Raw genomic sequence first — 24862 nt, forward strand, 5'->3', positions numbered from 1 at the left:
ACTACGACTCCGGCAAATAGCGAGATTCAGCCGCCGCCTTTTGAACCTCGATATCCGACATGTTTTCGATCCCTTGCCGCACCAGTCCTTCCACTCGTTCAGCAAGCGCGGCGATGGTGGGAAAATCGAACAAGTCGCGCAGAGGCATGTCGATTTCGAACGCATGGCGGACACGATACACAACCTGCGTCGCGAGCAGCGAGTGACCGCCTAGCTCGAAGAAATCGTCGTGTCTTCCGACTGGCGAGATACCAAAAAGTTCTTGCCAAATCCGCACGAGCGCGTGCTCCACGTCGTTGGTGGACGCTTGGTAATCCATCGTCAGCGCGGGCCGCACCACCTCTGGGGATGTGGCCGGCACCCCCACTATCGGAGTGGTCGAGCCAAAGGCGAAAGCGTGGAACTCGACGGGGCTGACAATAATCTGCGGATGTCCAGCCAAAAGCAGGCGAGAAAAAAGCTCGGGCCCATCGGTTGGAGAAATGGCGCTGAGCAAATACTGCTGACGCTGCTTCTCCATGGAAGCCGGCAGATTTTCCATGAGGCGCGCGGCCATGCCTACGGATTGCCAAGCGTCCCAATTTACCGATATCACATTGACGCCCGCTGCTTGCTGCTGGTTTGCATAGGCATCTAGGAAAGCGTTCGCAGCAATGTAGCCGGCATGCCCAAGGACAGGAATTATCGTGCTGATGGACGAGCACAGCAGGAAGAAGTCCAGTCGATCAGCGGTCAATGCGGCGCTTAGGAGTTTGGTGCCCGCAAGTTTTGGCGCCAACTGCATTTCGACAAATGCCTTGACGTCGGAACCGGACGGTATTGCCCCGGATACGCCCGCGGCATGGAATATCCCGTGTACCGAGAGTCCTTCGGCGCGCAGCGCATCCGCCAGGCGAGTGACATCCGCTGCCACAGCCACGTCCGCCGCCACGTATCGCACCTGCGCTCCGCGTTCACGCAGGGCTTGGATCTGCGTCAGCTTTCGCAGTAGTGCTTCGTCTGCTTGTGCATCCGCCATGTACCTCGGCCAGTCCACTTCTGCCGGCAGCGGCGTGCGCCCAACCAAGACCAGCTGCACGCCCCGCGCGGTCGATGCCACATACTCGGCAAAGCACTGGCCAATTCCGCCAAGTCCTCCCGTGATCAGATAAACCCCGTTGTCGCGAAGCACCGGTACCTCGCTGCGCTCCAGGGTCACCGCCTCGTACCCATGCTCCCACCGATAGCTCCCGCGGTAGGCCACTCGCGCCGCCCCGTCGTCGCGGCATATTTCGCGCACCAACCGCGAGCTCTGTTTTTCGCTCAGTGAGTAATCTTTCTCGATCTCCACGTCGATGTGCCGACACCGGATCTGCGGTTGTTCCAACGGCACCACTTGGCACGGCCCAAGTATCGTCGCCTTTTCCGCGTACAGCTTTTCCTGTCCGGTCACCGCATGCACACCGTTGCTCACCACGGTCAGCTGTGTCCGCTGCACGATTCCCAGTTTCTGGTAGGCCGCACATAGCGCATACACGCTGTGCACGCCATCGTCCAGGGACACCTCTACCGGCCCTTCGCCAGGTGTCAAACTCAATAAGTGGGTGATCCGGTCCGGCAAGCGGCCCTGCGATTGCAATGACTGCAACAATTGTTCGTAATGTGAGGCATTTCTCGGGTCCAGTCGCCAGTTGTTCGTCCCGCTCTGCTCGAACAGCTCACCCGGCTCAACCATCAGCACGTCCGTTTCCCATGCCTTCAGTTGCGTCACAAAATGCTGATCCAGACCGTACCGGTCGGTTAGCACGAGATGGCGTTTCCGCTCCGGTTCGCCGCGGCGGGCACCTTCCGTGCGCTTCCAGCTCGGCGCATAAAACCAATTATCGATGCCCTCACCTCGCCTTTCGGGCGCGGCGCTGGCTACCTTCCGATCGGCCGTCGCCCCCTCGATCCAATAGCGCTGCCTTTCGAACACGTAGCTCGGCAGCGGAATACGCCGCCGCCGCTCCTGTCCGTAGGTCTGCTTCCAATCCACCTCTACGCCGCTCTCCCACAAGGCAGCGATCGCCTCCCACCAACTTTCCTGGGCACTCGACCCGCTGCGCGCCGAGGGCAACACGCCAAACGCTTTCACATCCGGCTTCTGCTGCCGCGCCAATACCGTCAGCGCCGTCCCCGGACCCACTTCCAGCAACACCCGGTTCTCGCCTTCCAACAACTTCGACAGACCCGCACTGAACTGCACCGGTTCGCGTATATGCGATACCCAGTAACCTGCCTCGCACGCCTCGGCTGCCGTGATCCAATCGCCACTCACGTTCGACAGGTACGGACGCTGCGGTGCCTTCAGCTCCATTCCCTTCAGACAGTCGGCGAACGACGCCAACATCGGGTCCATCAGGCCCGAGTGAAACCCATGCGATGTCTGCAGTCGCTGGTGCACCAAGCCCGCATCCTTCAATCGGCGCTCCAGCTCACCCACAGACGTCTCGCTCGCCGACACCGTACACAACTGCGGTGCATTCAACCCCGACAACCACATCTCCTCGCCCAGCAGTGGCTTCAACTGCGTCGGCGTTGCTTGCACCCACAGCATCACCCCGCCTGGCAGCGATTCCATCAGCTGCCCACGCCGGCACACCACATACAAGGCCTCTTCCAGGCTCATTACCCCCGACAGGCAGGCCGCCACATATTCACCGACGCTGTGGCCAATCATGGCCGCCGGCTCGATCCCCATCGATGCCAGTTGTTTCGCCAATGCATATTCCACTGCGAACAACGCCGGCTGCGCATAGCATGTCCGCCGTAGCTGCTCTTGCGCTTGCGTCTCGTCTCCCGCCGCCGGAAACAAAATTTGCCGCAGCCCCTCTCCCTGCCAGCGACCCAACTGCTCAAGACACCGGTCCAATTCTTCTCGAAATACGTCCTCGTGCGCGTACAGCTCGCGCCCCATGTTCACCATCTGACTACCCTGCCCCGGAAACAGGAACACCACTTCCGACGGGCCTTTCACCGCCGTCGCCGCCTCTAACGCCCGCGACTCCAGCGCGTCCGCCGCTTGCCCCCCCGTGCGGCAAACCACGGCGCGTCGCAGTGCGAAATGCTTTCGCCCCACTTGACTCGTGTACGCCGCATCCGCCAAATCTGCCTGCGTCGTTCGCAAATACTTCGACAGCTTCCCGCTCATTCCTTCCAGCGAGCCCGCCGTGCGTGCCGACAACAACACAACGTGTACCGGCCGTTCACTCGCTTCGCTCGCTTCCTGCAACGACTCTTCCACGATCACATGTGCATTTGTTCCGCCAATGCCGAACGAACTCACGCCCGCACGGCGCGGCCCGGTGTCCACCTCCCACGCCCGAAGGGTCGCGTTCACTTCGAACGGGCTGTTTGCAAAGTCGATGTGTGGATTGGCCGACTCGTAATGCAGCGTTGGCGGAATCTGCCGATGCTTGAGCGAAAGCACCGTCTTGATCAGGCCCGCCACCCCCGCTGCCGTGTTCAAATGTCCGATGTTCGTCTTCACCGAACCCAGCGCGCAACGCGCCTTGCGCGACCCAGTTCCCGACAATGCGAATGCATTTTCCAACGCCCAAACTTCCATTGGGTCGCCCACTATAGTGCCCGTTCCATGGGTCTCAATGTAGGAAATCTCTGCAGAAGATATCCCCGCTGCGACTAATGCATCGCGCACCACGGCCGCCTGGCCTTGAACACTAGGTGCGGCAAAGCCCTGCTTGTCCGAGCCATCGTTGTTGATGGCCGCGCCACGGATGACGGCGTGAATGGTATCGCCGTCCCGCTGAGCGTGAGCTAGCTGCTTGAGCACAATCAGCCCTAGCCCGTCGCCGAATATGGTTCCGTTGCCTTGAGCATCGAAGCTGCGACAATGACCATCGCGCGACATGACTCCGCCGTCGGTGTACAAGTAACCCCGCTCTGTGAGCAGGTTGATGCACACGCCCCCTGCAAGCACCATGTCGCAGCCTCCCTGCAGAAGGCTGCGACATGCAAGATAGATGGCAACCAAGGACGTTGAACAAGCACTCTGCACCGTGACGGCTGGACCGTCCAAGTTCAGATGGTACGCAATGCGGCTGCAGAGAAAGTCCTTGCCATTCGCCAAAGCCAGCTGGAACCCGCTGTTGGCGAGCGCCATGCGTGAGTTGTGAAACAGATTCTCCAGAAAATAGCTGCTATCTGCCGCTCCAGCAAAAATGCCCGTATGAAAACCACCATGGTTTCCTGGCGCATAGCCTGCGTGCTCCATAGCCTCCCATGCTATCTCGAGCATGAGCCGGTGTTGGGGGTCCATGATCGATGCCTCATGGGAGCTCAAGCTAAAAAAGGCGGCATCGAATTGCTCGATGTCGGCAAGCATCGGCGCGGCCTTTACATAGTCCTTATCGTGCAGAACGGCGGGGTCGATGCCGGCGGCAAGCAGCTCAGCATCGGTAAATCGTCGAATCGATTCCACCCCGGCGCACAGCTTTTGCCAAAATTCATCGATGTTGCGGCTTCCCGGAAACCGACCCGCCATCCCAATGATAGCGATCGGCGCATCCGCACCTAGGGCTGAGCCACTTTCGAATGCGTTTGTCATGAAAGAATCATCGCAAGCTCGAATTTAAAGGGACAGACCAACAGGCATCGCAACCTGATAGGTCAGCATACGCAGTCAAACGGGTGAGGCTCGCCGTTGCTAACGAGCAACGGATTCTCCGTCCGTGCCCACAAGCGGCTCGACGCTCGCACGGGGCGTCTCCTGCTGTGGCTCAACCCCCGCAACTGATGACAGGCCGCCTGCCGAGAGCCGGTCGATAAACCAAGACAGTTTTTCGATGGTCGGGTATTGGAACAAGTCCACAATCTGCAGGTGTATTCCCAGGCGCGCACACAAAATGGCGTGAAGCTGCAGCAGAAGCAATGAATGGCCACCTAGTTCGAAAAAGTTTTGATGGATACCCACATCCTCGACCTTGAGCACTTCCATCCAGGCCGAAGACAGCAACCGCTGAGTTGGAGTACAGGGTTCACTCGGCGTTTTAGTGACTCTCTTCCCGGGACGCGGCAAAGCGGTGCGATCGAGTTTGCCGTTCGCAGTCAGAGGAAAACGATCAATCATGACAATATGTCCCGGCAACATGTGCTCGGGCAACATTGAACTTAGCGCTTGGCGCAAATCGTGTTCCGACTTCGAAGTTGATGCAGACATTCGGACATAAGCCACCAGTTGCTTGTCGTCGCCAGACTCGTCGAGTACGGTGACTGCTGCCTCGGAAACTTCGACAATGCGAGCGAGCGCCATTTCGATCTCTCCGAGCTCGATGCGAAAACCGCGCAACTTCACCTGAAAATCGGTGCGCCCACAATATTCGAGTACGCCGTCGGCGCCATAACGCGCAAGATCGCCCGTTCGATACAGCCGCATGCCAGGAAGATCTCCAAGGCGATCTTCGACGAACCGTTCCTCAGTCAACTGCGGACGTTTCAGATAGCCACGAGCCACCTGTATTCCGCCGATATAGAGCTCCCCAACGACGCCGATTGGTGCCGGCTGCCCGAATCTGTCTAAAACGTAGATCTGCGTGTTCGCGATCGATCGACCGATGGGTACCGAGCCGTGCTGTTCGTCCGGCTGACAATGCCAGTACGTGACGTCGACCGCGGCCTCGGTTGGGCCGTACAAATTGTGCAGGGAGGTTCGCGGTAACTCGCCATGGAATCTTATCTGCAAGGTTCGCGGCAAGGCCTCTCCGCTGCACAATACATGGCGAAGCGTGCCGCAGGCACGCATATCCCCATAGTTAAGGAACGCATGCAGCATTGGCGGCACGAAGTGCACTACCGTGATCGAGCGCTGCGCGATGATGGAGCTCAGGTAGTGAGGGTCTTTATGCCCACGGGGACTTGCCAGAACCAAGCGCGCGCCGGACAGCAGCGGGAGAAAGAATTCCCACACCGACACGTCGAAGGAAAATGGGGTTTTCTGCAAAACGCGATCCGTAGGTGTTAGTGCGAACTGCTGCTGCGCCCATAGCAAGCGGTTGACCACGCCGTCATGCTGATTCATCACTCCTTTGGGCTGGCCGGTTGAGCCGGAGGTGTATATGATGTAAGCCAGGTTTTGCGCGTGGATGCCCAGTGCATGCGAATCCGGATCATGCTGTGCAATGCCAGTAAATGCCGTGTCGTCGGCATCGACCACGACCCAGCCGCTCATACTCCGCAGCTCGGACGTTTGGCGCCTCGTCGGCTCATGAGCAAGCATCAACGCAGGCTCGCTGTCATCCAACATGAACTGTAGGCGTTCGATCGGATAGTCCGGGTCCAAAGGCACATAAGCCGCCCCTGCTTTCAGCACAGCAATGAGTCCCACCACCATCTCAGTGCTGCGCTCCATACAAATAGCCACGCGATCACCAGGCCTGATTCCCTGCTCGATCAAATGGTGCGCCAGCCGATTTGCTCTGCGATTCGTTTCCGCGTAGGTAAGTTCAAGGCCTTCAAACTCGAGCGCAATGGCATCGGGATGACGCGCCGCATACCGTTCGAATAGTTGGTGGATTGTTACATCTTGCGGAAACCGTTGGCGTGTCGCGTTGAAATCTCGTAGCAATTTCCGTTGTTCGCTGTCGCTTAACAATTTCAATCGACCGATCGGATGTCGCGGCGACGCGACGATCGAAGACAACAAGATGACGAAATTATCCATCATTCTCGCGGCCGTTTCCCGCTCGAAGAGATCGATGTTGTATTCAAGGCAACATAACAGCCCATCATCGATTTCCATGATGTCCAAGGTAAGGTCGTGCTTGGCAACAAAGCGCTCGCCAATCTCGACCTCGATATCCAGATCCCCGATCCGCAAATCATCGGAGTAAGCGTTCTGAAGCACGAGCATTACCTGATACAAAGGCGAAAACGAAACGTTGCGCTCCAGCTTGAGGCCGTCCACCAAGCGCTCGAAAGGCAGGTCTTGGTGCTCGTAAGCGTCCAGCGCATGCTTGCGCACTTGCCTCAAAAGCTCGCTGAAATCGACCTCCCAGTCGACTTGCGTCCGAAGCACCAGAGTATTGACGAAGAATCCTATGAGCGGAGCGCTGCCCGCGTTGTTTCGGTTCGCCACAGGCGTGCCGATGCAAATGTCTTCTTGCCCCGAGTAGCGCGATAGGAACACGCTAAATGCAGCTGCCAAAACCATGAATAGCGTCGCCTGATTCTCGCGCGCAAGGCCCTTGAGCTTCTGGCAAATAACCGGATCAACCGAAAACCGGTATTCCTCTCCGTTGTGGGTTTGAATCGGCGGCCGCGGCCGATCCAGCGGCAAGGAAAGCAATTGGGGTGCGTTGCCCAGACGCTCTTTCCAGTATCCCAACTGCCGTGTTGTTACTTCGCCGTCGAGCCACCGCCGTTCCCACAGCGCATAATCGGCATATTGTGCGGAGAGTTCAGGTAACGGCGATGCCTCGCCGCGCGTGAAAGCTTCATACAGAATTCCGAGTTCGCGTATCAAAATACCCTGCGACCAGGCATCGTAGGCAATGTGGTGAATGGTGAACAGAAGTACGTGTTCAAGAGGAGAGATGCTCAGTAGCAGCAAGCGCAGAAGCGGACCTGTCGTCAGATCGAAGCGCAGGCTCGCCTGCTCGTGGCGCAGCAGTGAAACGCGCGCTCGCTGCTCTGTTTCCGACATGCCGTCCAAATCGACGACGGGCAGCGGAATATCGATGTGCGCGTGGGCTACTTGTCGCGGCACTCCGTTCTTCATTTCAAAGACTGTGCGCAGCATTTCGTGCCGCCGCACCACTTCGTTCAAACTCCGTCGCAGGGCATTCACGTCTAGCGCTCCGCGCATGCGGATCGACTGGGAAATGTTGTAATGTGTTTGCCCAGACTCGAACTGGTCGATGAACCACAAGCGCTGCTGTCCGAACGACAGCGGGGCTCCTTCCTCTGCATTCGTCAGCCGCGCCGAAGCCATCGCAGTGTTCTGCTTACCGAGCGCGCCCTTGAGCCGCTTAGCCAGCAGAGCCTCCTTTTCCGGAGAGAGTCCTTGGCCTGTCGTCATGCTGCTGTACCGGCGTTCAATTCATCTACCAACCGCTGTGCCTCGAGATCGGACATATTTTCGATCTCCAATCGCACCACTTCCTCCACCCGTTCAGCGAGCGCTGCGATGGTCGGAAGCTCGAACAGGTCACGCAGAGGCATGTCGATTTCGAACGCGTTGCGAACTCGGTAGACGACTTGCGTCGCGAGCAGCGAGTGGCCGCCGAGTTCGAAAAAGTCGTCGTTTCTGCCGATGTGTTCGATGCCGAACAGATCCTGCCAAATCTCCGCGAGAGCGTGTTCCACATCATTCGCCGGCTCCTGGTAGACGGTCTTCAGCAGGGGCCGCGCACCCGAAATATTTGTGCCATTTGGGTTGTCGCTGTTTTGGGTGGCGATGGCTTTGTTTAGCGCTTTGGTTCCGATTCTCACCGATTCGAGATCGACTGGAGTAATGATTACTTGCGGAAGGGGGCCGGAATTCAATATGCGCTCGAACAAGGCCGGTGCATCGTTCGGCCCGATGCACTGCGAGAGATAGATCAACTGCTGCTCACGCAGATCCGCCGGCAAGCGCATTGCGTGGTCAACGGCCATGCCCACGCCTTGCCAGGTGCTCCAATTCACAACTGTCGCATTGACGCCACGGCTGCGTAGCTCGAAGGACACTGTATCCAGGAAGCTGTTGGCTGCACTGTACGCGGAGTGACCAATAATAGGCGCTACTGTACTCATCGATGAGCACAGCAGCACAAAGTCAAGCGGTAGGGGGTCTATTGCTTGCAACAACAAGCGGGTTCCCACGACTTTGGGCGCCATCATTACGTTCATGCCACGTTCGTCGTTAGCTTCTCCAGGCGCCGCCCCGGATACGCCCGCGGCATGGAATATCCCGTGTACCGAGAGTCCTTCGGCGCGCAGCGCATCCGCCAGGCGAGTGACATCCGCTGCCACAGCCACGTCCGCCGCCACGTATCGCACCTGCGCTCCGCGTTCACGCAGGGCTTGGATCTGCGTCAGCTTTCGCAGTAGTGCTTCGTCTGCTTGTGCATCCGCCATGTACCTCGGCCAGTCCACTTCTGCCGGCAGCGGCGTGCGCCCAACCAAGACCAGCTGCACGCCCCGCGCGGTCGATGCCACATACTCGGCAAAGCACTGGCCAATTCCGCCAAGTCCTCCCGTGATCAGATAAACCCCGTTGTCGCGAAGCACCGGTACCTCGCTGCGCTCCAGGGTCACCGCCTCGTACCCATGCTCCCACCGATAGCTCCCGCGGTAGGCCACTCGCGCCGCCCCGTCGTCGCGGCATATTTCGCGCACCAACCGCGAGCTCTGTTTTTCGCTCAGTGAGTAATCTTTCTCGATCTCCACGTCGATGTGCCGACACCGGATCTGCGGTTGTTCCAACGGCACCACTTGGCACGGCCCAAGTATCGTCGCCTTTTCCGCGTACAGCTTTTCCTGTCCGGTCACCGCATGCACACCGTTGCTCACCACGGTCAGCTGTGTCCGCTGCACGATTCCCAGTTTCTGGTAGGCCGCACATAGCGCATACACGCTGTGCACGCCATCGTCCAGGGACACCTCTACCGGCCCTTCGCCAGGTGTCAAACTCAATAAGTGGGTGATCCGGTCCGGCAAGCGGCCCTGCGATTGCAATGACTGCAACAATTGTTCGTAATGTGAGGCATTTCTCGGGTCCAGTCGCCAGTTGTTCGTCCCGCTCTGCTCGAACAGCTCACCCGGCTCAACCATCAGCACGTCCGTTTCCCATGCCTTCAGTTGCGTCACAAAATGCTGATCCAGACCGTACCGGTCGGTTAGCACGAGATGGCGTTTCCGCTCCGGTTCGCCGCGGCGGGCACCTTCCGTGCGCTTCCAGCTCGGCGCATAAAACCAATTATCGATGCCCTCACCTCGCCTTTCGGGCGCGGCGCTGGCTACCTTCCGATCGGCCGTCGCCCCCTCGATCCAATAGCGCTGCCTTTCGAACACGTAGCTCGGCAGCGGAATACGCCGCCGCCGCTCCTGTCCGTAGGTCTGCTTCCAATCCACCTCTACGCCGCTCTCCCACAAGGCAGCGATCGCCTCCCACCAACTTTCCTGGGCACTCGACCCGCTGCGCGCCGAGGGCAACACGCCAAACGCTTTCACATCCGGCTTCTGCTGCCGCGCCAATACCGTCAGCGCCGTCCCCGGACCCACTTCCAGCAACACCCGGTTCTCGCCTTCCAACAACTTCGACAGACCCGCACTGAACTGCACCGGTTCGCGTATATGCGATACCCAGTAACCTGCCTCGCACGCCTCGGCTGCCGTGATCCAATCGCCACTCACGTTCGACAGGTACGGACGCTGCGGTGCCTTCAGCTCCATTCCCTTCAGACAGTCGGCGAACGACGCCAACATCGGGTCCATCAGGCCCGAGTGAAACCCATGCGATGTCTGCAGTCGCTGGTGCACCAAGCCCGCATCCTTCAATCGGCGCTCCAGCTCACCCACAGACGTCTCGCTCGCCGACACCGTACACAACTGCGGTGCATTCAACCCCGACAACCACATCTCCTCGCCCAGCAGTGGCTTCAACTGCGTCGGCGTTGCTTGCACCCACAGCATCACCCCGCCTGGCAGCGATTCCATCAGCTGCCCACGCCGGCACACCACATACAAGGCCTCTTCCAGGCTCATTACCCCCGACAGGCAGGCCGCCACATATTCACCGACGCTGTGGCCAATCATGGCCGCCGGCTCGATCCCCATCGATGCCAGTTGTTTCGCCAATGCATATTCCACTGCGAACAACGCCGGCTGCGCATAGCATGTCCGCCGTAGCTGCTCTTGCGCTTGCGTCTCGTCTCCCGCCGCCGGAAACAAAATTTGCCGCAGCCCCTCTCCCTGCCAGCGACCCAACTGCTCAAGACACCGGTCCAATTCTTCTCGAAATACGTCCTCGTGCGCGTACAGCTCGCGCCCCATGTTCACCATCTGACTACCCTGCCCCGGAAACAGGAACACCACTTCCGACGGGCCTTTCACCGCCGTCGCCGCCTCTAACGCCCGCGACTCCAGCGCGTCCGCCGCTTGCCCCCCCGTGCGGCAAACCACGGCGCGTCGCAGTGCGAAATGCTTTCGCCCCACTTGACTCGTGTACGCCGCATCCGCCAAATCTGCCTGCGTCGTTCGCAAATACTTCGACAGCTTCCCGCTCATTCCTTCCAGCGAGCCCGCCGTGCGTGCCGACAACAACACAACGTGTACCGGCCGTTCACTCGCTTCGCTCGCTTCCTGCAACGACTCTTCCACGATCACATGTGCATTTGTTCCGCCAATGCCGAACGAACTCACGCCCGCACGGCGCGGCCCGGTGTCCACCTCCCACGCCCGAAGGGTCGCGTTCACTTCGAACGGGCTGTTTGCAAAGTCGATGTGTGGATTGGCCGACTCGTAATGCAGCGTTGGCGGAATCTGCCGATGCTTGAGCGAAAGCACCGTCTTGATCAGGCCCGCCACCCCCGCTGCCGTGTTCAAATGTCCGATGTTCGTCTTCACCGAACCCAGCGCGCAACGCGCCTTGCGCGACCCAGCTCCCGACAATGCGAATGCATTTTCCAACGCCCGCACTTCGATCGGATCGCCAAGTACGGTTCCGGTGCCATGCGCCTCTACATAAGAGATTGCGTCCGCGGATAGTCCTGCCGCTCGTAGTGCTTCTTGAATGACGGCAACTTGGCCGTTGACACTGGGCGCAGTGAAGCCAATCTTGTCCAGGCCATCATTGTTCGTGGCGGAGCCACAGATGACGGCGTGCACAGTATCGCCATCCCGCAATGCAGAGGAGAGGCACTTCAATACGACTACTCCCAATCCATCCCCTCCCACCGTGCCGGAGGCGCGTCGATCGAATGCCCTACAATACCCGTCTCTGGAAGTAACACCGCCCTCGACGTACCGGTAACCTTGAGGCTTCAGGGCTGTCACCGATACCCCCCCGGCCAGCGCCATCTCGCATTCACCGTTGCGAATGCTCTGGCAAGCCATATGCACGGCAACCAAAGAAGTCGAACACGCCGTCTGCACCGATACGGCTGGTCCGGTGAGATTGAGATGGTAGGCGACCCGAGTGCAGAGGAAATCTTTTTCGTTGCCCACAAGCATCTGCATCGCTGCGGCGGACATGTCTGCTTGCGACTCGCCCAGGAGGTTGCCTAGGAAATAACCGTTCGTTGCGACGCCTGCGAAAACTCCAATAGCAGAAGCTTCGGCGGTCGGCGCATAACCCGCACTTTCCAGCGCCTCCCAAGCCGCTTCGAGAAATAGCCGATGCTGCGGGTCGGTTAAGGCAGCCTCGCGCGGGGTTATGCCGAAGAAAGATGCATCGAAGAGGTCCGAATCGCGGACTGTTGCCGCGCGCTTAATGTAGTTCTTGTCGGCCAGTGTCTTCGCGTCGACACCCGCGGCTGACAATTCTTCATCGTCGAGATGGCGAATCATGTCTAAGCCGGCGCAAAGATTTGTCCAAAAGGCATCGACATCGTCACACCCAGGAAATCTTCCCGCCATGCCGATGACCGCAATTTGATCAACCGACCGTTGTCCGACCATATCACTGATCCTCATCAAATTGGCGGCGCGCCTGCGGCTTGCCAGAACTCGACCCTAGTCTTGATCGCCAAGAGCGAGCATCTTCAACTACTGCCATACGTCTTCAATCAAGTCAGTCTAACTAACTCTCCATCATCGGCTCCACTGGAGTGCGCGATCCACTGCGGACAATACGTGTGTCATTCCGATCAGCCCCATCGAATCCTAGGACAGTTTGACCGATACGTCAGCAATTTGCCGCGAAGGAACTTGCCCCTCGCCGACACAGTGAAGCCTCACTGATCGTACTGACGTAGCGCCTTGAGCAGCAGCCCATGCGAGAACGCTCAGCGCGCGCAAAGATCACGTCGCCACACGGTTCGCAGCGAGAGCATGTGCTCGGCCATAGTCGCTACGTAAGTGCGTCAGAGAAGTTCGCCTTCTTCTTCGGTTTACAGAACATCGTCGTCACCGCCCCGCACTCGGCGCTTCGCACTCCATCACATCTCGCTCTGTACGGCGTGCCGGTCCAGGTTTGATCTCCGCCGAGCACGCTGGCGCGGCATTGGCGCTCTCCCAAACGCTGTCCACAAGCCTCATCTTCCAGGCTGGGCAGTAGTACGTAATTTCTTCCGTTTGACCGCACGCTATGGCACCCGTCGACAGCGCTTAGAGGCGCTAAGAAGCCATAGTCACTCCCCCGCGCGACCTTCGGCGGCCGCGCGTACGCTCAGGCTTTTCGTCACCTCGTGTACCGATGATCATGCCATCGAATCGGCAAGGCGAGTCTAGTCGGAAGTCGAATGGTCACATCGAAGATGTGTCGCGCCGGTTAGCTGGTCAGCATAGAATTGTGACGGGAGACACGGTACCGATAGTAAATCCGCCAATGGCAACGGAGGCGCGAACGACGTCATAGTGCCCGCGCTCACGCGACTCAGAGCGCGATAGCGCTTGAGCTTTGGTATCAATACTGTTGAATGAACTCGGCCATCGACAAGCTTTCTGTAATTGCACGAAGTTGATCGCCATGATGGCATCCGCGAACGAAGGCAGCGTGATCTTCGCCGCTGCACGTCTCAGAATCGCACGTTCGCGGCTAGAGCTACGGAGTAATCAGCAAACCCCATGCTACAGTACTAAAGCGAAATCGAGCGATCAAGGTACGGAAGGCCTTCAACGGCGCTGTTAACCGATCCTCACGGCAGCAACCTGTCCAGCGAAGAGACTTACACTTTGTATACCCGTACATACATAAGCTCGGCCGCGAATCACACCCCTCTTTTTCGTTCCTCGGTTGGCAGTTTGCCTGTGGACAGTGCGCAATTAATTGCGAACCGCGGCAGGAATGTGCGCCTGAAGCAGAGGCGGTGGTATAGCCGAGTGATCCCTCCGAAAACGAATGCTGGCGCGATCGACATGAAGACGAACCCACAAATAGTTTCGCGCCGCGCGCTGAAATCGTTTTGTTCAGATGATCGCTAATCCGAATGCAGGGCAAATATCGATGAATGGCGGCGACAACAAGGCTTTGGTCCGCAAGGCTATTGCGGCGCTTGGAATTGTCTTTGGCGACATTGGCACCAGCCCTCTATATACCATCCGGAACACCTTTGGTGGCACCAATCTTGCCATCTCCGAGGCGAACGTGTTCGGAGTGCTATCTCTCGTATTCTGGCTGCTGGTACTCGTTGTCTCGGTTAAATATATTGTCTTCATCATGCGCGCCGACAATAGGGGCGAAGGCGGCATTTTAGCTCTAATGGCGCTCGCTCAACGGGGCGTTCGCGGCAACAACCGAATGCATCACATTGTCGTCGTGCTAGGCCTGCTCGGTGCGTCGCTGTTTTACGGTGACGGTGTAATAACGCCAGCGATGTCCGTACTCGGCGCGGTCGAAGGCATTAAAGTGGCAGCGCCCTCACTGGGCCATTTCGTAGTCCCAGTTTCCGTCGCTATCCTGCTCACTTTGTTTCTTATCCAGAACCGCGGTAGCGGCAAGGTCGGCTCAATATTCGGACCCACGATGTTGCTATGGTTTGTCACCATAGCCATTCTTGGCGCCAAGGAGCTGATCGCCATGCCGCATGTGCTGATGGCTCTGAATCCATACTACGGTGTCGCGTTCTTTCTAAAGAATGGTCTTCATGGCTTTCTCGCTCTCGGTGGCGTCGTGCTTGCGATTACTGGCGGCGAGGCGCTGTACGCTGATATGGGCCATTTTGGCAAGCAGCCAATACGGGCAGCATGGTTCGGCCTGGCTTCGTTTGCCCTTGTGCTGAACTATTTTGGTCAAGGCGCATTGTTGCTAAACAACCCCGAAGCGATAGCCAACCCGTTCTATTTTCTGGTGCCGAATGCGTTGCGGATCCCCATGCTGGTGCTGGCAACGAGCGCCGCCATCATTGCCTCTCAGGCGGTGATCTCCGGAGCATTCTCGATGACGCGCGAGGCTATCCAACTCGGCTTTGCGCCGCGCATGGAAGTCAAGCACACGTCACGCGAAACACGAGGCGATATCTACCTACCCGCAGTCAATCGCACATTGCTGGTTTTCGTCATAGCGGCCGTCCTGGGTTTTCGCAGCTCGGAGAATCTCGGCACCGCCTATGGCATTGCCGTAACCGGCACAATGCTGATAACCACGCTGCTCGCCCTGATCGTCGAGCGCCGCTTATGGCAATGGAACCGCACTTTGGTTATCGCCGTCGGACTGTTATTCATCTCCATTGATCTGTCACTGCTAGGGGCAAACGCGTTCAAGATTGCCGAAGGCGGTTGGTTCCCCCTGGTCCTTGGCCTGGGATCCTTCCTCATCTTGAGCACATGGCGCAGAGGGCGCGAACTCTTGCTGCGCGAATTGAAGCAATCGGGCCTGGCGCTTGAGCCATTCATCGAGAGCGTTGTCGCGCATCCGCCGCCGCACGTGCCGGGAACGGCTATCTTCCTCACGGCTAACCCTAGCAATGTGCCAAATGCATTGCTGCACAACCTCAAGCACAACAAGGTACTCCACGAGCGCAACATTCTTCTGACTGTGGAGTCGCTGGATACGCCATTAGCGGAACACGGTGAGCGTGCCGAAATCACTGCGCTCGGACACAAATTCTATCGCGTAGTACTGCGCTTTGGCTTCTCTGAGGAGCCAAATATCCCTCAAGCCTTGCAGAACTGCAGAACGAAGGATCTGAATTTCGACATGATGGATACGACTTTCTTCCTGAGTCGCGAGACCGTCGTATCGGCCCGTCGCCACGGCATGTCACTGTGGCGCGACAAGCTGTTCTCCTTCCTTGCCCGAAACGCGAGTCCCGCCACGACCTTCTTCTGCATTCCTGGAAACCGCATGATTGTGCTGGGCGCGCAAGTGGAGATCTAAGTATGCCAGTCACAAGTTGCAGAACCAGGTTACGTTTTCAACGTCTTCTCCAAGCCAGCCGTGCGGCGGGCGCATTTTACCGTTACCGACCGGACCAACGATCCGCACCGAGTTTGTCAGAGGCAGTTCTGTCGGTGGACTCCTCGTGCCTGTGTCGAGGTTGACATCACCGGTGCGTTAGTACAGCTTTCACGATTGAGCCGCTCACTCGCCATATTGCCGGTGGTGGCCACGATCAGAGTGGAGATCGACCGTTTCGCGCAGCGCCTCTTCCGAGGATGAGATTAACAGAATGGCTATCTATAGACTCGAAGCCGCAGCTGCAATCTTTGCGCCGTTTGATAGCGTCAGATAGTGCGACCAAACTCAGGGAGTTCTTCATGTCTTTGATCGAAAGATTTTTTACAGGAACAACGCTGCAGGAATTTCTTTCACGCTACTGGCTTCACGAATCGCTTTACGTGAGCGCGTCGCTTTCTCGCCTGCCGGAGATTGCCGAAAACCCGTTGTTTCTCTCGCCGGCCGATGCGCTACACATGAAGTGCGGCGAATACCGCGTGGACAAGCCGGACCAGAATGGTAAAAACCTCGTATCACAAGCATTCGGGGCTTCCCAGGAAGAAGCTTTAATCTCGCTGCGTCAAGGCCGCACGGTGTACATGGGCGGCCTATCGGAAGAGCCTCTCCCGCAGTTTGCCAACGCGCTTGACACGGAGCTCGACCTGCCTGTGGTGCTCCCTGCTCCGGTGCTTGAGCGCTTTTGGCTCGCATTCGCCGCCAAACCCTCATATGGGCTGCGGTGGCATTGGGATAGGCATCACTTATTCATACTTCAAGTTGCGGGCAGGAAAAGCTTCCGTATCGCGAAGAACCAATACTTCGACCGACCGACCGTTCCACCCACCGGCTACGACAGTTGGCGCAAGGGGATGGATCCTTCACTATGCGGCGCGTTGGGGCTCACGAGTATTCCAGCGTCGCAAGTGCCGCACACCTATACGGAGCTTGAATTGTCAGCGGGCGATTGCCTATTCCTCCCGGCCGGAACGTGGCACTCCGCAGCGACCATCGAAGACTCCCTCCACTTGGCATACGCCGTCAAGGTACCCACACTTCCCGAATTTCTGCTGCAGAGTCTGACGCTCCTGCATGAAACGTATGCAGCGCGCTTCCATGTCCCGATCGCGTCGTCGAAAGACTTGATGAGCCTATGCGACAGTGGCGATGCGAGCAACGGGCCGCTTCACAGCGCGCGGCGCGCATGGTTCGCCTGTATGGAACAGGCGACGGGAGTATTCGCTCAGGGAGGCGATTTTGGGGCCTTTATGCGCCATATAACTTCCGAAGTCGCGCGCGGCACATTCTCGATGGAAGGAAGGGAATAAGGCAGCTTTCGAGGTACCGCCTCGCAAGATAACTTGCTAAGTGGTGACACATGTTCTGTACACGCGGCGTCATGGTGATTCGACAGTGAAAATTCTTTCGTTCAAGGCGGGGCATGATGGACATATCGTTTATGTTCGCGACTCAGAACTTATATTTTCGTTCGAAGCCGAGAAGGACAGTAAAGCCAGGTATGCGGGACTGTCACCGGAGCATTATCTTCGCGCATTCGAGTACGTGCCGGACTTCCCCGACGTTGTAGCTCTCTCGGGTTGGTTCGAGGGTCCGGGAGACGTTCGAACCAGCGTTGGCAGCGGGTACTACGGGATAGATGCGGTCAGTAGCACAGATCAAACGTTTCTTGGGAGAAAGATCAAGACCTTCTCCTCCTCCCACGAGCGCGCGCATGTCATGTGCAGCTACGGACTTTCGCCCTGGCCTCAAGGCCAGCCGTGCTACGCCTTGGTTTACGAGGGAAACATCGGCGCTTTTTACTACGTCGATTCCGAGGTTCGTATCCACAAGATTGGCGACGTGCTCTCCTACCCTGGCCGACGATATGCATTTCTCTATGCACTTGCCGATCCAAAGTATGCGCCCGATCGTACCACGCTCCGCGCAGAGGATCCCGGAAAATTGATGGCGTTGGCGGCATATGGAAGAGCCGGCACGGCCAGTCCGCAGCAGCGGGAATTGATTGACATCGTTCTGAATGCAGATGTGGAGTCGATTCCGAATCCGAAGGCTCATCTGTCTAATAGCCCCTATTTCAATATCGGGGTCGAGTCGCAAGAGTTCAAAGATCTTGCGCGAGTGCACTCCGAGGAAATACTTCGGAGATTCATGGACTACGCAAAGGAAAATCTCCAGACCGGGCTGCCGCTACTGATTTCAGGAGGATGCGGTCTGAACTGCGACTGGAACAGTGCATGGCGTTCCAGCGGTCAGTTTTCCGATGTATTCGTCCCGCCTTGCACCAACGACATGGGTGCGGGCATTGGCACTGCGATTGACGCGATGCATTTCTATTCAGGCGAGGCAAAGCTCCGGTGGAATGTCTATGCCGGGGAGGAATTTCTGTTCGATGATGCCGATCTAAGCGCCTTCGAGGCCACGCCTCTCGATTATCAGCACATCGCCAAGTGCCTCCATAATGGCGACGTACTGGCTTGGGTGCAGGGGCGATGCGAAATCGGGCCGCGCGCGTTGGGAAATAGATCGCTATTGGCATCGGCTTCGTCGGCAGACATGCGTATACGCCTCAATAGAATCAAAAATCGAGAGATGTTTCGGCCGATAGCGCCTGTTTGCCTGGAGGAGGACCTGAGCAAGCTCTTTAGTCCCGCCACTGCCAGCCCGTACATGCTGTTTTTCCAAGAAGTCCTGTCCGACACTATCCCGGCCGTAACGCATGTCGATGGCACGGCGCGCTCGCAATCGGTAACCGAGGAACAAAATCCAGCGCTACACCGCCTGCTTAGCGAATTCAAAACCATCAGCGGCCTGGGCGTTTTGTGCAACACGTCGTTGAACTTCTCGGGCGCGGGGTTCATCAATCGGCTTTCCGATCTCGTACGCTATGTTTACGAGCATGACATTGACGGATTTGTCGTCGCATCGACTTTCTATCGACGGAGGCTGCCCCGTAAGCTCTGACACCGGGATAGACGTTTTTTGCCGTTGTGGCGCAAAGTGCCCGCAGGGATAAGAAGATGGGCGCCGAGCGGCAACGTTGAGAGGCGGTTCGAGGCAGCGAAACTACATCAGATCAATACGGAAGCGCTTACATGGCTATTGATGACAACTTGTCTTCGGTCAAGCGTTCGCTGCTTGCGCAGCGGTTGAAAGGCTCTTCAATCCAAGTGGAGGGCCGCCAAATTCCGAATAGCTCTAAGAATGACAACGAGCCGCTGCCGCTGTCATTTGCCCAAGCGCGTTTGTGGTTTCTTCATCAACTCGATCCGGAACAGACGAGTTACAACATCTCAAAATTGCTTCGTTTAACGGGACCTTTCGATGCGCAAGCATTTCGACGCAGCCTCCAAGAGGTAGCGCGGCGACATGAGGTACTTCGCACGGTATTCGGTATGCAGGATGGCGTGCCGTGGCAGAAAGTTTGCACGAATTTCGATCTGCCGATGCCGATCGTGGACTTGGAAAATATCCCGTCGGCGCAACAGAAGAAACAACTGAATGCGCAGGCTCGGCAGCAAGCGGACGCACCGTTCGATTTATCGACCGGCCCAATGCTCCGGGTGCTACTGTTTCGTCTATCCTGCGAAGAGCACATCATCCATTTCACTATCCATCACATCGTATACGACGCCTGGTCCGAAGGACTTCTCGTAGCGGAGCTTGGTGCCTTGTACGAGGCATTTGCCCGCCATGAACCTTCGCCGTTGTCGGATTTGCCGATTCAATATGCTGATTTCGCGATTTGGCAACGCAAGGGTGCAAACACCGAAGCCTCGGCCAAACTGCTTGATTACTGGCGACGTCGATTGGACGGCGCCTCGCCCGCGCTTGCGTTGACAACCAACAAAAGACGCACATCCAAGTCCACCCACGCGGGTGCGGCGCAGGATTTTGTGATCCCTCGCGAGATTTCTTCAGCGTTATTGAAGATAGGCAAAACTCGTAAAGCATCGACATTCATGCTTTTGATGGCGGCGTTTTGCGTTTTTTTGTCGCGCATGAGCCGTCAAAGCGACATCTGTATCGGAACTCCGATCGCGAACCGCAATCCGGCCGAAGTGCGGCCGTTGATCGGATTCTTCCTTAATACATTGGTCATCCGCACATCCGTAGACCATCGACAGAGCTTCGTGTCGCTCTTGGATCAGGTCAGGGATAGCGTGCTGGACGACTTCGCTCACGAAGCCATGCCATTCGAACAATTGGTCGAATCGCGAATCAAGAGGTATCAGAGTGATACCTCTCCGCTATTCCAGGCCATGCTCGTTCTGCAGAATGCGCCGTCTGGAAAATTGGTACTACCAAGCTTGACGATCGAATCGCTAGCGCAAGAGACCACCAAAGCGAAATTCGATCTGACGTTGTACTGCGTTGAATCAGAAGGTCAGTTACTCGGTTCGTTCGAGTACAGTACCGAACTATTCGAGCGCGAAACGATCACGCGAATGATCAAACAATTTATTCAATTGTTGACTTCGATTGCAGCCAGACCAGATCTGCCAATCGGTCGCCTTGCCTTTCTGGACGAATTGGACAGGAAAACCCTGCTCAAGAGCTTCAATGCGACAGCGTTGCCGTACACGCAAGATCTTCTACTTCACGAAATGTTCGAGCAGCAGGTTAAGCGAACGCCGCGGGCTATTGCGCTGGTATGCAACGGCGAGCACATAAGCTTCGACGCGCTGAACCGCAAGGCTAACCGCCTGGCCCATCGTCTCTTGCAGCTGAATGTCGCTCCCGACGATCGCGTAGCCGTATGCATGGAGCGCAGCGAGGCTATGGTGGTCGCTCTGCTTGCTGTGCTTAAGGCTGGAGCCGCCTATGTTCCGTTGGACCCGGACCATCCTCCTGCGCGGCTTAGGTTTCTACTCAAGGATTGCAGCCCGCTCGCCATCCTGCTTCATCTCGCGACCAAATCGTTGGTAGTTCCCGCGCTCGATCCAGCGATTGCAATTCTCGATGTCGAACAGGATGATTTTAGTGAGCAATGCGAACACGACCCGGATGCGCGCGCCCGCGGGCTGATGCCGCATCATCTCGCTTATGTGATTTACACCTCAGGCTCGACCGGCCAGCCCAAGGGAGTAATGAATCAACACGATGGCGTTGTCAATCGACTGCTGTGGGCGCGTGCGGAATTCAATTTATCCACCAGCGATCGGGTTCTGCAAAAGACCCCGTTTGGCTTCGATGTTTCCGTCTGGGAGTTCTTCCTCACCTTGTCGGTCGGCGCACGCCTAGTCATGGCGCGTCCTGGGGGGCATCAGGATCCTCTTTACCTGGCACGTGTCATCGAACAGGAGCAAATTACCCACATCCACTTCGTCCCCTCTATGTTGCAGACCTTTCTGCAATATCTTGCTCCCAACGCGTGCAAACCATTGCTTCAGGTGCTCTGTAGCGGTGAGGCGCTGACGCCCTCGCTTCAAGACCATTTCTTAAGCAAACTGCCGGCCGTCGCCCTACACAACCTGTATGGCCCGACGGAGGCTGCCATCGACGTAACTCACTGGGCCTGTCGAGCGGCGCCGAACGAAGCGGCAGTCCCTATAGGCAGGCCGATAGCCAACACTCAGATATATATCCTTGATGAGTTCCTTGAGCCGGCACCGATCGGCATGATTGGGGAGCTATACATAGGCGGGATTCAAGTCGCTCGTGGCTATCTCAACCGCGCCGAACTCACCGCCGAGCGCTTCGTGCGAAACCCATTTGGCGAGAGCCCGCACGAGAGGATGTATCGGACCGGCGACCTTGCGCGCTTTCGCCCCGATGGCGCCATCGAATATTGTGGGCGCAACGATTCACAAATAAAGCTGCACGGAATTCGCGTCGAACTGGGCGAAATCGAGTCGGCTTTGACCCGGGTCGCCGGTGTATGCAACACCGCGGTTGTGCTGCACGAGCAAGCCGATCGAGGCGCACGATTGGTCGCCTATGTGCAGCCGCAGCCCGGATATGAGCTGACGTCAATCGGTCTGCGGCAGATCCTTGCAGACGTCCTTCCGGAATATATGGTGCCTTCGCAATTCGTCGTCGTTGAGTCCTTCCCCACGACGACCAACGGGAAGCTGGACAGGGCTGCATTGCCCACACCAGATGAACTCCGCACCTCGCGAGAATACGTCGCGCCTGCCACGTCGCTTCAATGGCAGCTGGCTGATATTTGGCAAAAGGTTCTCTCGGTCGAGCGCGTGGGTATGAGCGATGACTTCTTCGAACTCGGTGGACACTCGTTATCTGCCATCCAGGTTGTCGCGCGCACTGAGGGCCTACTCGGTCGCCAAGTCCCGCTGCGCCTCCTTTTCGATGCTCCGACGATCGAACGATTCCTGGCCCGTTTGGAGCAGGCGCCGCCGAGCGACTATGATCGTCTTTCTCCAAGTGCGGCAGGAGAACCGCAAGGAGAAAAGCTGGTGTTGTCTTATGCGCAGCAACGACTCTGGTTCATTGATCAACTGAACCCGGGAAGCGCCGCTTACAACATGCCGCTGGCAGTTCGCATTCGCGGTGAATTGAACACCGTAGCGCTAGAGTCCGCTTTTCAACAAATCGTGGAAAGGCACGAGATCCTTCGCGCATCGTTTCTGAGCGTGGATGGAAACCCGTATCTGGACATCGCCACGCAAGTCGACGTGAAGATCGAACGGAGCGATCTTCGTTACCTTGATCTGTCTCAGCGCGAAGCGATCATACGCACCCTGATTCAACAGGATGGACAGAAAGCTTTCGATCTAACCCAGGCGCCATTGCTGCGGCTCAATCTTCTGCGCACGGACGACCAAGAACACGTTTTGATGCTGACCATGCATCATATCGTTTGCGACGGCCAGTCCTTAGGGATATTGTCCGCCGAGTTGAGCCAGATGTACCTGTCGTTCTGTCACGGCGTCCTTCCCTCTCTCCCCGCGTTGCCAATTCGATACGTCGATTTCTCGCGCTGGCAAAGACAACGAGCGGAAAGCAACGAGATTCGTCGCCAGCTCGGCTACTGGACAAAGCAGCTCAGTGGCGCGTCCCAACACGTTTACCTGCCCTTCGATCGAATTCGGCCTTTGATGCCGAGCTATCGCGGTGCGACGTTCTTCTTCCAACTTGACCGGGCTACCGTCGACGCGTTGAACGGTGCGGGTGTCAAGGCTCATTGCACGCCTTTCATGCAGCTTCTGGCCGTCTTCGGCGTGCTGCTAGCCCGCTACAGCGGACAACGAGACATTTGCATCGGCACCCCGATCACGCAGCGCAGCAGTACGGAAGTGGAAGGCCTGATAGGCCTGTTCCTCAACACACTAGTCATGCGATTAGAAATCGACGGCGACCAGACGTTCGCTCAACTTCTGGAGCAAGTGCGGGCCACGGCTCTGGATGCTTACGCCCATCCGGACCTCCCGTTTGAACAACTGCTCGACGTGTTACGGCCAGAGCGGGGGTCGACCAATTTCTTCAATGTCTTGTTCGTGCTGCAAAACCAGCCAAACGCAGCGCCCGAAACCATTCCAGGCCTTCTGCTCGAACCAATAAGCGAATTGCTGCCAAACGCGAAGTTCGACCTGACTCTAACGATCACGGAGGCAGCCCATAGCTTCGGATGCGTGATCGAATACAGCACTGATCTGTTCGACTCATCGACGATCGAGCGTATGGCGGGGCATTTCAAGCGACTCGCCGCGGAGCTTGCCAATCGGCCGCAGAACCCCATGTGTTCACTGAATATGCTCGACGAGCAAGAACAGGCGTGGCTGCTGTACGAGGTAAATGCGACCCACGTTGACTATCCGCCGCAACAACAAATCCAGCACCTGTTTGAACGCCACGCCGCAGCCACCCCCGGCGCTTGCGCGCTCCGATTTGGTGATGAGACGTTGAGCTACGGTGAACTGAACAAGCGCTCAAACTATATTGCTCATCAATTGCTTCGTCTTGGCATTGAGCCCGACGACCGTGTTGCCGTGTGCCTGGAGCGTGGATTCAACCCCATTGTCGCAGTTTTGGCCGTACTGAAAGCGGGCGCCTGCTACGTAGCCATTGATCCGGCTTCACCGGTCGAACGGATGGCGTTCTTCATTGAAGACAGCCGTCCGCGCGCTTTGCTCGTGGAGTCGTCGCGCGCCGGCATTCCCATCCAGGAACACGTTCGCATCTTGCGACTTAACGAAAATTTCGATTGGTCAGGACTGTCCGAAGAAGCAACTGGGAACCCAGATATAGAGCAGTCGTCCGCTAACCTGGCTTATTTGGGCTATACCTCTGGCTCGTCCGGCACGCCGAAAGCCGCCATGATCGAACATGGCAATGTCCTCAACCTTATCCATTCGCACATCGAACGTTGCGACCTAAATGCTGCAGACCGGGTTCTTCAGTTTGCAGCGCTGTCTTTTGACGGGGCCGTGGAAGAAATATTTCCCACCTTGTCAGTCGGGGCTACATTGGTGCTCCGTCCCACACATCTTTCGGCCCCCGACACGGAGTTCTTCGACTATTTGCACAAGGAACGTGTAACCGTCGCCGACTTGCCCACAGCGTTCTGGCACGCTTGGGTGGAGCAGCTCGATGAGGTTTCCGCGGACACTTGCAAGAGCTTGCGGCTGGTGATCGTGGGCGGCGAAAAAGCCGAATGGCTACGCTGGAAAGTCTGGGCGCGACACGAGAATGCGCCGCGCTGCGACTGGATCAATACTTATGGCCCCACCGAAACCACGGTCGTAGCCACTAGCATTCGCCTGTGTCCAGACGAATTCGGAGCGCGCGATTCCGTGTAGCCGAGGCAATGGCATATGTGCCTCATTCCAC

General features: G+C 57.4%; 7 protein-coding genes. 4 read left to right on the forward strand and 3 right to left on the reverse strand.

Annotated features, from left to right (window positions below; all coding sequences use genetic code 11):
* Position 1: 1 nt before the first annotated feature.
* From QMG46_RS15395 to QMG46_RS15405, 3 genes are all read right to left on the reverse strand, one after another.
* A complete protein-coding gene (locus tag QMG46_RS15395) occupies positions 2–4585 on the reverse strand; it encodes a type I polyketide synthase (RefSeq protein WP_281848712.1) in 4584 nt (1527 codons plus the stop codon).
* Positions 4586–4684: 99 nt separating this feature from the next.
* Positions 4685–8053, reverse strand: a complete 3369-nt coding sequence (locus QMG46_RS15400) for a non-ribosomal peptide synthetase (protein WP_281848713.1) — start codon at positions 8051–8053, stop codon at positions 4685–4687.
* Positions 8050–12636 (reverse strand): type I polyketide synthase, encoded by a 4587-nt coding sequence (locus QMG46_RS15405; protein WP_281848714.1) that lies wholly within the window; start codon positions 12634–12636, stop codon positions 8050–8052. The genes QMG46_RS15400 and QMG46_RS15405 overlap by 4 nt, the downstream gene beginning before the upstream one ends.
* A gap of 1486 nt (positions 12637–14122) precedes the next feature.
* On the opposite strand from QMG46_RS15405, the gene QMG46_RS15410 reads away from it, so the two are divergent.
* From QMG46_RS15410 to QMG46_RS15425, 4 genes are all read left to right on the forward strand, one after another.
* The gene (locus tag QMG46_RS15410; protein ID WP_281852908.1) at positions 14123–15994 is read left to right on the forward strand and encodes a potassium transporter Kup; all 1872 of its coding nucleotides are present in this window, start codon (positions 14123–14125) and stop codon (positions 15992–15994) included.
* Positions 15995–16374: 380 nt separating this feature from the next.
* Positions 16375–17379, forward strand: coding sequence for a JmjC domain-containing protein (locus QMG46_RS15415; protein WP_281848715.1), 1005 nt, complete (start codon positions 16375–16377; stop codon positions 17377–17379).
* A gap of 85 nt (positions 17380–17464) precedes the next feature.
* Positions 17465–19033 carry a carbamoyltransferase C-terminal domain-containing protein gene (locus QMG46_RS15420; RefSeq protein ID WP_281848716.1) on the forward strand — a complete coding sequence of 523 codons (1569 nt, stop codon included), beginning with the start codon at positions 17465–17467 and terminating at the stop codon, positions 19031–19033.
* 131 nt (positions 19034–19164) lie between these two features.
* On the forward strand, positions 19165–24831 hold the full coding sequence (locus QMG46_RS15425) for a non-ribosomal peptide synthetase (RefSeq protein WP_281848717.1): 5667 nt from the start codon (positions 19165–19167) through the stop codon (positions 24829–24831).
* The last annotated feature ends 31 nt before the right edge of the window (positions 24832–24862 follow it).

The sequence above is a fragment of the Dyella sp. GSA-30 genome (assembly GCF_027924605.1).
GTDB lineage: Bacteria > Pseudomonadota > Gammaproteobacteria > Xanthomonadales > Rhodanobacteraceae > GSA-30.